Here is a 12,557-nt window from a genome sequence, read left to right on the forward strand (position 1 = left end):
CTCGGCGATCTTGCGCAGGATGCGACGCATGATCTTGCCGGAGCGCGTCTTGGGCAGGCCCGGCGCGAACTGGATCTGGTCGGGCGAGGCGATCGGCCCGATGTCCTTGCGCACCCACGCCACCAACTCTTTCCGCAACTCCTCGGTCGGCTCGGTGCCGGCCATCAGCGTCACATACGCATAGATGCCCTGGCCCTTGATGTCGTGGGGATAGCCGACCACGGCGGCTTCAGATACCTTCGCATGCGCGACCAGCGAGCTCTCGACCTCGGCGGTACCCATGCGGTGGCCGGAGACGTTGATGACATCGTCGACGCGGCCGGTGATCCAGTAATAGCCGTCGGCGTCGCGGCGGCAGCCGTCGCCAGTGAAGTACTTGCCCTTGTAGGTCGAGAAATAGGTCTGCTCGAACCGCGCGTGGTCGCCATAGACCGTGCGCATCTGTCCCGGCCAGGATTTGGCGAGGCAGAGATTGCCTGTGGTCTCGCCCTGCAGCACGTTGCCCTCGGCGTCGACGATCTCGGGCACGACGCCGAAGAACGGCCGCGTCGCCGAACCGGGCTTGAGCTTGGTTGCGCCCGGCAACGGCGTGATCAAGATGCCGCCGGTCTCGGTCTGCCACCAGGTGTCGACGATCGGGCAGCGGCTGTCGCCGACGACGCGATAATACCATTCCCACGCTTCCGGATTGATCGGCTCGCCGACCGAACCGAGCAGGCGCAGGCTCTTGCGCGAGGTCTTCTTCACGGGCTCGTCGCCCGACTGCATCAGCGCGCGGATCGCGGTCGGCGCGGTGTAGAAGATGTTGACGTTGTGCTTGTCGATGACGTTCCAGAACCGCGAATTGTCCGGATAGTTCGGCACGCCCTCGAACATCAGCGTGGTCGCGCCGTTGGCGAGCGGCCCGTAGAGAATGTAGCTGTGGCCGGTGACCCAGCCGACGTCGGCGGTGCACCAGTAGATGTCGCCGTCGTGATAGTCGAAGACGTAGTGATGCGTCATCGCCGCGAATACGAGATAGCCGCCGGTGGTGTGCAGCACGCCCTTGGGCTGGCCGGTGGAGCCCGACGTGTAGAGGATGAACAGCGGATCTTCCGCGTGCATGTGCTCGGCCGGGCAATCCTTCGTCACCATCGCGGCTGCTTCGTGGTACCAGAAATCGCGCGACGGATTCATGTCGACGGCTGCACCCGTGCGCTTGACCACCACGACCCAGTCGACGCCGCCGGCCTTTGCGATCGCGGCATCGACATTGGCCTTGAGCGGCACCTTCCTGCCGCCGCGCAGGCCCTCGTCGGCGGTGATGACGATCCTGGACTGGCAGTCGGTGATGCGCTGGGCGAGGCTGTCGGGCGAGAAGCCGGCGAACACCACCGAATGGATAGCGCCGATCCGCGCGCAGGCCAGCATTGCATAGGCCGCTTCCGGAATCATCGGCAGATAGATGGTGACGCGGTCGCCCTTCTTGACGTTCCGAGTGCGCAGGATGTTGGCCATCTTGCAGACTTCGTCGTGCAACTGGCGATAGGTGATGTGCCTGGATTGCGAGGGGTCGTCGCCCTCCCAGATGATCGCGGTCTGGTCGCCGCGCTTCTCGAGATGGCGGTCGATGCAGTTCCAGGCCGCGTTCAGCACGCCGTCCTCGAACCATTTGATCGAGATGTTGCCTGGCGCGAAGGAGACGTTCTCGATCTTGTGGGGCGGTTTCATCCAGTCGAGCCGCTTGGCCTGTTCGGCCCAGAAGCCGTTGGGGTCCGAGACCGAGCGCGCATACATCTCGCGGTACTTGGCGTCGTCCACATAGGCGCGCCTGGCCCAATCGGCGGATACGTCGTAAATCTTCTCGGACATGCTTTTCCTCCCACTCATTGCGGCCGCGCACCTCGAGCGGCCGCAAGTCGTCCAAAATTGTTGCAGCGAGTATGCGTCGCGGGGCGATACCCGGACAAGGCGGAACGTTTGCAACCTTGGTCGGGCGGCCCGTTCCCGGCCTTGTCAAAGATCAAGGTCGCTAAATTTTTAACTGTTGCGGGCAGGGCGAAATCAACGTTATCGCCGGAATGGCTCCCATGAAAGGTATCTGATAACCTCCAATGACGGAATCGAGACTCGCAATAAACATTGTTAGCCCCTAAATGGCCTCCCCGGGGGGCGCCCACCCCCGGAACAAGTCACAATAACGGGCATTACCGGCGAAACAGGTGGAGTAAGGCGACAGCGGCGATGATGGATCAGCAGAATTTCGAGGCTCAGCGGCCCGTTTCAGCCGATCCCGCCGCCGCCCTGGCGGAAGCGCTGGGTCAACTCCCGAAGGAACCGGTCAGGCACGCACGCAAGCCAGGCGCGCCAAAGCAGCATATCGTCGCCAAGACCTCGGTCGAAGATTTGGCCCAGGAACTCGGCCTCAAGCTCGGCGATCAGAACGGCTTGACGATCCGCCGTGTCAAGCGTGGCAAGGGCTATTCATTTCATCGCGCCAACGGCACGCAGATCCGCCACGCCGGCACCATCCGCCGGCTGCATTCGATGGCGGTGCCGCCGGCCTATCGCGATGTCCGCTACTCGGCCGATCCGAATTCGCACCTGCAGGCGGTCGGCATCGATGCCGCGGGCCGGCTGCAGTACCGCTACCACGCCGATTGGGAAAAGGTGCGCGAGCAGCGCAAGGCGCATCGCCTGGCGCGACTGGTCGGCGCCTTGCCGAAGATCCGCCGCAAGGTCTCGGCGTTCCTCTCCGGCGACGAGCCGACGCGCGAATTCGCGCTCTCGGCGGTGATCGAGCTGATCGCGCGCACCGCGATCCGCCCGGGCAACGAATCCTATGCTCGCCTCAACGGCACCCGCGGCGCCACCACGATGTTGAAGTCGAACGTGACGCTGGAAGACGACAGCTTCGTCCTGACCTTCAAGGCCAAGGGCGGCAAGGCCGTGCGCAAGGAATGCGACGCCGCCAAGCTGGTGCGCGCCATCGGCATCCTCAACACCGTGCCGGGCAAGCGCATGTTCCAGTACCGCGACAATTCCGGCACCGTGCGCACGGTCTCGACCACGACGGTGAACGCGTTCCTGCGCGAGCTCGCCGGCATCAAGATTTCGCTGAAGGATTTCCGCACGCTGATGGCCTCCGCCGTCGTGCTGGAATCATTGTCGCGGATCACGCCGGCGGCGAGCGCCCGTGGCCGCAAGAGGCAGGTGCTGGACGCCGTGCGCGCCGCCGCCGACGAATTGTCGAACACGCCCGCGATCTGCCGCAAGAGCTACGTGCACGACACCATCGTCACCGCCTTCGAGGACGGCATCCTCGAGCGCTTTGCCGCGACGATGAAGGGCTACCGCACCCAGAAGAAACGCGAAGCGCTGCTGGCGGAAGTGGTGACGGCTGCGGCGGCGTAATGCCGAAGCAGCGGCTTACATCCCGCCCATCTTGCAGACCATCTTCCACTCATCGGCCGTCACCGGCTGCACCGACAGGCGCGAATATTTCACCAGCGCCATGTCGGCGAGCTTCTTGTCGGCCTTGATCGCGGCCATCGTCACCGGCGCCTTCAACGGCTTGTCGGCCTTGATGTCGACGCAGACGAACTTTCCGGTCTTGTCGGTCGGATCGGGATAGGCTTCCTTGATCACTTCCGCGATGCCGACGATCTCCTTGCCCTCGTTGGAATGATAGAAGAACGCCTTGTCGCCCTTCTTCATGGCCACGAGATTCTGGCGGGCGGTGAAATTGCGCACGCCTGTCCAGGCCTCGCCCTTCGCTCCCTTGGCGACCTGCTGGTCCCACGACCACACCGACGGTTCTGATTTCACCAGCCAGTACGCCATCGTCATTCCTCCGCCTTGAACGGCCGCGTCAGCAGGCCTTCGATCGCGGCGTCGATCGTGATCTTTCCGCTCAATATCGCCGCGACCGCATTTGATACCGGCATATCGACATTTTGCGAAGCCGCGAGCTCGATCAGGACCGGGGCGGTGAACTCGCCTTCGGCTAGCTTGCTGTGGTTCGGCTGCTCGCCGCGGCCGAGCGCGATACCGAACGCGAAATTGCGCGATTGCGGGCTGGCGCAGCTCAGGATGAGATCGCCGAGGCCCGACAGGCCCGCCAGCGTCTCACTGCGCGCGCCGCAGGCCCGCCCGAGACGCGCGAGTTCGGTGAAGCCACGTGTCGTCAATGCGGCCAGCGCGGAGGCGCCGAGCTGACGGCCGACGACGATGCCGGCGGCGATCGCCAGCACGTTTTTGGCGGCGCCGCCGATCTCTACGCCGCGAACGTCGGTCGTGTGGTAGGGCCGGAAGGTGGCCGAGCCAAGCGCCTGCACCAGATCGCTCGCCAGTCTTTCGTCCTTTGCCGCAAGCGTCACGGCGGTCGGCAGGCCGCGCGCGACGTCATCGGCGAAATTCGGCCCCGACAGGATCGCGGGGACTGCGCCCGGGATCGCCTCGGTGATGATTTCGGTCATGAAGCGGTGCGTGCCGCGCTCAATGCCCTTGGCGCAGGCGACGACAGGCGTCGAAGGTTTCAGCAGCGGCGCGAGCGCCATGGCGGCGTCGCGCAAATGTTGCGCCGGTGTCGCCAGCAGGATGATGTCCGCCCGCGCGGCCTCGGCCATGTCGGCGGTGATCTCGATCCCTGCATCGAGGCTGATGCCGGGCAGTTTTGGATTCTGCCGCGCCGCCTTCATCTGCGCGGCGGCGTCGGCATTGCGCGCATAGAGCGTGACCTTGCGGCCGGCGCGGGTGGCGGCGCAGGCGAGCGCGGTGCCATAGGCGCCGGCGCCGATCACCGCGACCGTATTGAAGGATGCCATGTCAGAATCCCGCGCGGGAGTTGGCGAAGCCGGCCGGCGCTTTGGCGGTGGCGTCCAGCAGCCAGCGCGCCCGCGGCGGCGCATCCATCGTGTCGATGAGCCCGAGCGCCATGCGCTCGGCGCCGGCCCAGGCGATCATGGCGCCGTTGTCGGTGCACAGCGCCGGCGGCGGAATGATCAGCGTGGTCTGCGCTTTTGCGGCGACATTCTGCAGGGCGCCGCGAATGGCCTGATTGGCGGCGACGCCGCCGGCGGCGACCAGCGCGCGCGGCGGGCCGAACCGTTCGTGAAACAGCCGCAGGCCGACATTCAGGCGGTCCGCCGTCGATTCCAGAACCGCGGCTTGAAAGCTCGCGCAGAGATCGCTGACATCCTGCGGCTCCAGCGGCATCATGCGGCTGGCCTCGTTGCGCACGGCGGTCTTCAGTCCCGACAGGGAGAAGTTCGCATCGGGACGGCCGAGCATCGGCCGCGGAAAGGCGAAGCGTCTGGCGTCGCCGTCGGCGGCCGCGCGCTCGACCTCCGGTCCGCCCGGATAGGGCAGCGACAGCATCTTGGCGACCTTGTCGAACGCTTCGCCCATCGCGTCGTCGACGGTGGTGCCGAGCCGGACATATTCGCCGACGCCGACGACCGCCACGATCTGGGTATGGCCGCCGGAGGCAAGGAACAGGCAATAGGGAAACGCGAGCGCGCAGGTCAGCCGCGGCGTCAGCGCGTGGGCTTCGAGATGGTTGACCGCGATCAACGGCGTATCGTGCACCATCGCAATCGCCTTGGCGGTGGTGAGGCCGACGATCACGCCGCCGATCAGGCCGGGGCCCGCGGCCGCCGCCACCGCCGACAATTGCGCAAAGCCGACATTGGGCTCCTTCATCGCCTGGTCGATGATGCCGTCGAGCAGATCGACATGGGCGCGCGCCGCGATCTCCGGCACCACGCCGCCGAAGCGGGCGTGTTCCACGGTCTGCGAGCGCACGATATTCGAGAGGATCCGGCCGCTGCCGTCGTGCTGACGCTCGACCACCGCGGCTGCGGTTTCATCGCAGGTGGTCTCGATCCCCAGCACCAGCATCGGCTTGTCTTTATCCAATTTGATCCCTTGCGCTTTCGCAAAAAACAACGCTTCCGTAACCGCGTAGCATCACGGGGGCGCAAGGTGCAATCGCCCGGACATGGGTTTGGCGGAGATCTAAAAATATGGCCGTCCTCGTCACGCGACCGAGCCCGGACGATGATAGGACCGCAGGCGCCCTGCGCGCGCGGGGCTTTGAAGCGCTGCGCGCGCCGATGCTGCGGTTCGAAGCCGTTCCGTTTCAGGACGACGTGGAGGCAAATTATGGCGCCGTCATCGTTACCAGCGCCAATGCGCTGCGCGCCGTCGCGCCGCAAATCGGGAACAGTCGGCTTTTCAAGCTGCCGCTGTTTGCGGTCGGCGAGAGTACCGCGGCCGCGGCGCGCGAGGCCGGGTTCGGCGACGTGATCGCGGCGAAGGGCGATGCCGGCTCGCTGCGCGATCTCGTCGTCGCCAGCGCGAAATCGAAGCAACTGAAGAAGGCGAGCCCGCTACTCTACCTTGCAGGCGCCGATCTCTCTCGCGACCTCGCCGGCGAACTCGGCGAAAAGGGATTTACGGTCGTGACTGCCACCACCTACCGGATGATGCCGGTGCCGAGCCTGCCACGGGGGATATGTGACGCTTTCATGGCTGATGGGATCGAGGCCGTGCTGCATTACTCGCGGCGCAGCGCGCGGGCCTTCCTGGAAGCGGCGCGTGCCGGCGGCGTCGAAATCTCGGCGCTGGCGCTGCCGCAGTGCTGCATCTCGCCTGCAGTGGCCGCGGTGCTGCGTGACGCAGGCGCGACCCAGGTTACAGCGGCGGCTTCGCCGGATGAAAATGCCCTGTTCGAGGCGCTGGAGCGGGCCTTACAGCCCCGATTCCGCGCTAATCTCTAAGTCTGGGCCGGCCTTCATCGGAAAACCGGTGCCGCCACGGCTACTTCATGCTCTAACTCGTCCCGATTCTGCTAAGTTCCGGCATCTAACTGTTCAGGGGAACCGCTGCGATGGTCGATAACAGGCCCGAAGACACTGGACCGCTGCCCGATTCCGGCCGGCCGAAGCGCGAGCCGCCGACGATCGATCTCGAGGCGGTATCGAGCGAGACCAGGGCCGCAGGAGAGACGTCATCCGACCCGGCCGCGGAGCCCGAGCCCAAGGTTGCGGCTAACGAGACCTCCCCGGAAATCGCCGAGGCGCCGGTGGAGGAAACCCCGCGTGCCGCGGAGCCGCCGTCGCGGCCGGTCTCACCCTGGGTCGTTGCGCCGGTCTCCGGCGCTGTCGCGGCGGCGCTGGTAATCGGCGTCGGCTGGATGCTGGGCTGGCCCGCGATCCAGCCGGTCAGCGTGCCGCCGGCCGCGCAGCAGAATGCCGCCGCGATCGACGGCCTGACCGCGCGGGTTGCCGGCCTCGAGGCGAAGGCCGGCAAGCTGGTTGCCGATCCCCGTACCGAGGCCCTGGAAAAATCGGTCGCTACGTTGCGCGCTGAACTTGCCGCTACGCGCGCGCAGGGCGAGAAGCTCGCATCCGCCCTTAATGATGTGAAGTCGGCGCCGCGCGCCGACGGCGCGGTGTCGCCGGATCTCACCGCGTTCGCCGAACGCATGGCGAAAATCGAAAACCAGATGCGCGCGCAGGGCGCCGAGATCGCGCAACAGGGCAGCAAGATTGCCAATGCCCAAAGCGCCGATGCGAAGGCCGCCAACGACATGCCGTGGCGCCGCGTGCTGGCGGCGGTGCTGCTCGATGTGCTGGTGCGCGTCGGCGATCCCTATCCCGCCGCGCTTGCGACGGCGAAATCGCTGGCGCCGTCGCCGGACGCGCTGAAGCCGCTTGATCCGTTTGCGGAAAAGGGCGTGCCGAACGCCAACAGGCTCTCAAGCGAACTTTTGGCCCTGGTGCCGAAGTTGACGCCGGCCCAGCAGGCCGCGGCCACGACCGGCACCGGCATCGTCGATCGTCTGCAGGCGGGCGCGGCCAAGCTGGTGAAGATCGAGCGCACCGACACCGCCGGCACCGACCGCGGCGCGGTGGTGGCGCGGATCACGGCGGCGGCGCTGCGCAACGATTTCAACGAGGCGCGGCGTGAATTGAAGACGCTGTCGCCGGAAGATCGCGCGGCGGCGCAAGGCTGGCTCGATCGCGCCGACGCGCGCGACGCAGCCCTCGCCGCCTCCCGCCAATTTGCCACCGAGGCGATGGCCGTGCTCGCCAAGCCGTCGGAATAAGGCTCTTGTAGAGTTCAGGTATTGTCGATGATCCGGATCATTCTGTTTCTGTTGTTGATCGCGTTGGGCGCGGCCGGCGCCGCCTGGATTGCCGAACAGACCGGCGACGTCGCGCTGTCATGGGGCGGCTATCGCGTGCAGACCACGCTGCCGGTGTTCGTGCTGGCGCTCGGCATCGTCGTCGTCGCGGCGATGATGGCGTGGGCGATCCTGCGCGGGCTGTGGCGCACGCCGGCGCGCATCCGCCGCAACCGGCGCGAACGCCGGCAGGCCCGCGGGCGTCACGCCATCACGCAAGGGCTGCTCGCGATCGGCCATGGCGATTCCTCCACCGCCCGCATGCACGCGGACGCGGCGCGCAGGCTTGCTGCCCACGATCCGCTGTCGCTGCTGCTGCACGCGCAATCGGCGCAGCTCGAGGGCGACCGCGAGGGCGCGCAGCGCGCTTTCCGCGCCATGGCCGAGCGCGAGGATACGCGGCTGCTCGGCTTGCGCGGGCTCTTCATCGAGGCGCAGCGCGCCGACGATCCCGTCGCCGCCGTGATGGTCGCCGAGGAAGCGCTCAAACTGTCGCCGTCCTCGTCATGGGCCTCGCATGCGGTGCTCGGCTTCTGCTGCGCCAAGGGCGACTGGGCCGGTGCGCTGAAGATCCTCGACAACAACCAGTCGGCCGGGCTGATCGACAAGGCGACCTATCGAAGGCAGCGCGGCGTGCTGCTGACGGCGCGTGCGCTGGAATTCGAAAAGATCGACCGCGACCTGTCGCGCGACAGCGTGATGGAGGCGGTCAAGCTGGCCCCGACGCTGGTGCCGGCGGCGGTGCTTGCGAGCAAGTTCGAAAGCGAGGCGCACCAGGTGCGGCGTTCGATGCGTCTCGTCGAGACGGCCTGGCTGGCGCAGCCGCATCCTGATCTCGCGGATGCCTACGCCCATGTGAAGCTCGGCGATGCCGCGCGGCAGCGGCTGGTGCGCGTCGAGACGCTGGCGGCGAAAACGCCCGGTCATATCGAGGGCGCCCTGGCGGTCGCGCGCGCCGCGATCGACGCCTCCGAATTTGCCAGGGCGCGCGCGGCGCTGGAACCGTTCATTGCCGCGCCGACGCAGCGCGTCGCGCTCTTGATGGCCGAACTCGAACGCACCGAGCACGGCGACAGCGGCCGGGCCCGCGCCTGGACCTTGCGCGCGGTGCGCGCGGCGCACGATCCGGCCTGGACCGCGGATGGCTATGTCAGCGACCGCTGGCGACCGGTCTCACCCGTCACCGGACGGCTCGATGCGTTCCAGTGGCAGACGCCGGTCGCGGCGCTGCCGTCCGACAAGGGCGGCACGATCGAATCGTCGCCATTCGAGGAAGCCATGCTGGCGACCCCGCGCCGCGCCGTGGTGATCGCGCCGCCGGAGCAGGTCGCCGAGCCGCCGTCCGAACCGGCCGCTGCGCCGGAAGTTTCTGCCGCCCCGGTTGCGCCCGCACCCTCGGCCGAGCAGGACAATACGCCGCCGGCGGCCACCGCCGCCGAGCCGGTTACGGTCGAGGCCGGCGCTACCGCGCCGGTCGCTGAACCGGCCTCGCCTCCGCCAAAGCCGGTTGAACCGGCCCCGCCGCAGCCGGCGCCCCTGTTCCGCTCGCGCAAGGACATCCCGAAAGCCGTACCGGCGCCGATTCCGGCCGTGATCCCGCTCGTCCGCGCGCCCGACGACCCCGGCGTCGACGAGGACGGCCCGCCGGACGAATTCGCGGAACAAATCGGCCCGCCCAAGGCCCAGGCTGGCGGCTGGAAGGGATTTTTGTCACGCTGGGGCGGCAACTAGCCGTTCAGCTTCTTGATTTGACGCGTTTTCTTGACGCGAACCGGCATCCATCCCCGGATCAAGTCCGGGGACATGCTTCGCTTGAAAACGCTTTGGCGTAGCCTTTTTCTTGCCAATCGGGCCTCTGCCCGATATCAGGTGCGGGCGTTCGCGGCTTAACCCCCGAACGCCGCTTCGGTCCGCCGCAATAGCTCAGTTGGTAGAGCACGTCATTCGTAATGACGGGGTCACAGGTTCGAGTCCTGTTTGCGGCACCAGCTCCTTCCAATCCATCGCTGAGATCAAAGCCGGCACAAGCAAATTACTGCATCCTCGACCGACGCCCTGTGTCGAGGTGGTACCGCAAATAAGCTCGCGCAGGGTGAGCGAGCTCACACGCGCTTTTGGCGGCAGTCGCTAAAGTAACCCGCCGCGCGCTGGGTGCTATGATCGCGCCGCTGAAGGTCGCGCTTCATCCGATCTGCGGGAGATGCCCATGAAGATTTTCATCAGCTATCGCCGCGCTGATTCTGCTCCATACAGCGGACGCTTACGCGATGCCCTGATCGCACACTTTCAGGCTGGTAGCGTGTTCTTCGACGTAACCTCGATCGACGTGGGTGCGACATTCACTAGTGCCATCGCCGAGGCCATGGCACTGTCCGATGTCGTCGTTGTCGTGATTGGTCCGAAATGGTTGACCGCCGGTTCACCCGATGGCGCTTGCAGGCTCGACGACTCGCATGATGTTGTCCGCAATGAGATCCGGGCCGCGCTCGACCGAGAACGCGAGATCGTTCCTGTACTCGTGGGCGGAGCGACCATGCCGCATTCCGAGGCGGTGCCCGCTGAAATCAAGCCAGCCGTCATGCGGAACGCGTTGCGGCTCTCTGACGAACAATGGGAAGATGATGTAAAGCGGCTTGTCTCTGCAATCGAGCGCTCAGTCGCCCGTCGCCGCAGCGTGTGGACTCCAGAGCTAAGCCAAGCCGTGGACGCGATACAACGCAAGAACTATGCGGCGGCAGTCGACCTCCTGTCGCGAACGCTGCCCGATCATCGGACTGCCGAAGGATACTACCACCGTGGACTTGCCTACGACTTTCAGGCCAACTTCCGCCAAGCCATTGCTGATTACGATGAAGCCATCAGCCTTGCGCCCGAGTGGGCGACGGCGCATCGCCAACGTGGCAACGCGCTTTACAGTTCGGGCGACTATGATGGTGCGTTGACAAGCTACAATCGCGCCATCACGATCGAACCTCGGGAGCCGCTCGCGTACCTCAATCGCGCGGAGCTCCATCTCAAACTCGGCAACGCCGGCGATGCGATTGCCGATCTTCAGAAAGTCGTCGATCTCCGGGCCGACGCCGGGCTCGAGCAGCTCGCCAAGGCAAGACTCCAGGAGGTCCGCGCTCGCTGGCTGGCCGAGCGCGGCTGATGTGCATTCCAAGAGGATTTGCCGAATTGCTCCGAGACCGCCGGTCGGTTGGTAGCTATCGCGTTGAGTTGAGTACAGCCAGCACCAGCCGGGATCGGCTGGCGGCAATTGCGTATCGCGCATCTGAAACACCTCGTCCGCGGCGTCATCGCCCAGCCGCTTCGAGCGTCCTTTTAGGCGTGCGCTTCAATTCCAGCGCGCAATCTCTTCCAAAGGAGCTCGTAACCAAATTGGTTGCCATGCATCTCATCCGACCACAGCCTCTGGTCAGGACCATTGAGGATGTCGCGTGTACCTATCGTCTCACGCAAGTTTATGAAGTGGATTTTATCATTTGAGTTGTTCGCGAGGGAGATCAGCTCGTTCGAGAATATGTCGATCATCTGATTGACGATGCGGCGCATCAAGCCGACGCCCGGTATGTTTCGGTACTTCCTCAAGGGGAAGCCAATGAACGGCCCGTTGTCTTGCGGATTTGGATAATCGTACGAATGTACCAGTACGATCTTGCCCATACGAATGAGTTCGGCCGACTTGTCTCGATAGTCGGTCATGACCTGGCCAAGAACCACATCAAATTCATCGTGATTGATGTAGTCGTCTTCACTCCTCTCGGGGTCATAGGGGTAAACGCACTGAACGATCTGGCCGATCAGGTCGTTTCCACCTGCGCTCAGCAGAATGGTCTTGGGCGGTCGAGCTGTATTGCTCTCGTCGGCGACAGCGTGGATCAGTCCCATGAGCGAGCCATCCGAGTAGTGCTTGGGCGGCTCGCTGTCCTGATCGATCATGTCGCTCCAGGTGTCGCCGGCTTTTGCCAGACTCAGTACCGCAAAATCCTTCCCCGCCCAGTCGAGCAGATCCGGATACAGCGGGTGCTCAAACCAGGAATCCCCCTCGGCAACCATAACTGGTCCGGCATAGGCCGCGTCAGCCTTCAGCTCAAGGTATCGCCGTCGTTTCCTCGGCCTTTTCCAGTCATAGAGACCATCGACGACCACGAGGTCCGAGATTGAGGTCAGCTCGGCGTCCGTTGGCGCGCCTTTCCGAACGAAGTAGAAACTTCCAGTTCGATCAATTCGAAGCTCTACCAGCTCCGATAATACCGCCTCCGTACTTCGTGCTCCGGCATCGGAAGCTGCTTCCGGGCGGGTTTCGTCAATGATGGAGCGAATACGGTCCTCTAGCCCGTCTTATTCATGATTGCCGGGCGGGCTGGTGGAACATTTCGGGTCG

General features: G+C 65.2%; 10 protein-coding genes and 1 tRNA gene. 6 read left to right on the forward strand and 5 right to left on the reverse strand.

Going from position 1 to position 12,557, the window contains the following annotated elements; all coding sequences use genetic code 11:
* Window positions 1-1,851 (reverse strand): acetate--CoA ligase (gene acs / locus V7E26_RS25955; RefSeq protein WP_324421792.1); only part of this gene is annotated, 1,851 nt, incomplete at its 3' end.
* Window positions 1,852-2,223: 372 nt separating this feature from the next.
* Here acs and V7E26_RS25960 point away from each other — a divergent pair.
* Window positions 2,224-3,393 carry a DNA topoisomerase IB gene (locus tag V7E26_RS25960; protein WP_324421794.1) on the forward strand — a complete coding sequence of 390 codons (1,170 nt, stop codon included), beginning with the start codon at window positions 2,224-2,226 and terminating at the stop codon, window positions 3,391-3,393.
* Window positions 3,394-3,408: 15 nt separating this feature from the next.
* Here the strand turns inward: V7E26_RS25960 and V7E26_RS25965 are convergent, their stop codons facing one another.
* The 3 genes from V7E26_RS25965 to tsaD are packed head-to-tail and all read right to left on the reverse strand — an operon-like array spanning window position 3,409 to window position 5,880.
* The gene (locus tag V7E26_RS25965) at window positions 3,409-3,822 is read right to left on the reverse strand and encodes an EVE domain-containing protein (RefSeq protein ID WP_324421796.1); all 414 of its coding nucleotides are present in this window, start codon (window positions 3,820-3,822) and stop codon (window positions 3,409-3,411) included.
* A gap of 2 nt (window positions 3,823-3,824) precedes the next feature.
* The gene (locus V7E26_RS25970; RefSeq protein WP_324421798.1) at window positions 3,825-4,805 is read right to left on the reverse strand and encodes an NAD(P)H-dependent glycerol-3-phosphate dehydrogenase; all 981 of its coding nucleotides are present in this window, start codon (window positions 4,803-4,805) and stop codon (window positions 3,825-3,827) included.
* 1 nt (window position 4,806) lies between these two features.
* Window positions 4,807-5,880: a tRNA (adenosine(37)-N6)-threonylcarbamoyltransferase complex transferase subunit TsaD gene (gene tsaD / locus V7E26_RS25975; protein ID WP_324421810.1), complete on the reverse strand. Its 1,074-nt coding sequence runs from the start codon at window positions 5,878-5,880 to the stop codon at window positions 4,807-4,809.
* Between the two features lie 125 nt (window positions 5,881-6,005).
* Here tsaD and V7E26_RS25980 point away from each other — a divergent pair, with 125 nt between their 5' ends.
* From V7E26_RS25980 to V7E26_RS26000, 5 genes are all read left to right on the forward strand, one after another.
* Window positions 6,006-6,761, forward strand: coding sequence for a uroporphyrinogen-III synthase (locus V7E26_RS25980; protein ID WP_324421800.1), 756 nt, complete (start codon window positions 6,006-6,008; stop codon window positions 6,759-6,761).
* 110 nt (window positions 6,762-6,871) lie between these two features.
* Window positions 6,872-8,092, forward strand: a complete 1,221-nt coding sequence (locus tag V7E26_RS25985) for a COG4223 family protein (protein WP_324421802.1) — start codon at window positions 6,872-6,874, stop codon at window positions 8,090-8,092.
* 27 nt (window positions 8,093-8,119) lie between these two features.
* Complete coding sequence (locus V7E26_RS25990; RefSeq protein WP_324421804.1) at window positions 8,120-9,901, forward strand: heme biosynthesis HemY N-terminal domain-containing protein; 1,782 nt, start codon at window positions 8,120-8,122, stop codon at window positions 9,899-9,901.
* A gap of 181 nt (window positions 9,902-10,082) precedes the next feature.
* A tRNA-Thr gene (locus V7E26_RS25995) sits at window positions 10,083-10,158 on the forward strand.
* Between the two features lie 218 nt (window positions 10,159-10,376).
* Window positions 10,377-11,321, forward strand: a complete 945-nt coding sequence (locus V7E26_RS26000; RefSeq protein ID WP_324421806.1) for a tetratricopeptide repeat protein — start codon at window positions 10,377-10,379, stop codon at window positions 11,319-11,321.
* 173 nt (window positions 11,322-11,494) lie between these two features.
* Here V7E26_RS26000 and V7E26_RS26005 read toward each other — a convergent pair whose 3' ends face one another.
* Window positions 11,495-12,322 carry a hypothetical protein gene (locus V7E26_RS26005; protein WP_324421808.1) on the reverse strand — a complete coding sequence of 276 codons (828 nt, stop codon included), beginning with the start codon at window positions 12,320-12,322 and terminating at the stop codon, window positions 11,495-11,497.
* Between the last annotated feature and the right edge of the window lie 235 nt (window positions 12,323-12,557).

Origin of the sequence: Bradyrhizobium sp., assembly GCF_036735945.1 — a bacterium.
Lineage (GTDB): Bacteria > Pseudomonadota > Alphaproteobacteria > Rhizobiales > Xanthobacteraceae > Bradyrhizobium.

Excerpts from the sequence above, each read along its gene's own strand:
- V7E26_RS25960 (WP_324421794.1), top strand. The coding sequence starts at position 2,224 with ATGATGGATCAGCAGAATTTCGAGGCTCAGCGGCCCGTTTCAGCCGAT.
- V7E26_RS25965 (WP_324421796.1), bottom strand. The coding sequence starts at position 3,822 with ATGGCGTACTGGCTGGTGAAATCAGAACCGTCGGTGTGGTCGTGGGAC.
- V7E26_RS25970 (WP_324421798.1), bottom strand. The coding sequence starts at position 4,805 with ATGGCATCCTTCAATACGGTCGCGGTGATCGGCGCCGGCGCCTATGGC.
- tsaD (WP_324421810.1), bottom strand. The coding sequence starts at position 5,880 with ATGCTGGTGCTGGGGATCGAGACCACCTGCGATGAAACCGCAGCCGCG.
- V7E26_RS25980 (WP_324421800.1), top strand. The coding sequence starts at position 6,006 with ATGGCCGTCCTCGTCACGCGACCGAGCCCGGACGATGATAGGACCGCA.
- V7E26_RS25985 (WP_324421802.1), top strand. The coding sequence starts at position 6,872 with ATGGTCGATAACAGGCCCGAAGACACTGGACCGCTGCCCGATTCCGGC.
- V7E26_RS25990 (WP_324421804.1), top strand. The coding sequence starts at position 8,120 with ATGATCCGGATCATTCTGTTTCTGTTGTTGATCGCGTTGGGCGCGGCC.
- V7E26_RS26000 (WP_324421806.1), top strand. The coding sequence starts at position 10,377 with ATGAAGATTTTCATCAGCTATCGCCGCGCTGATTCTGCTCCATACAGC.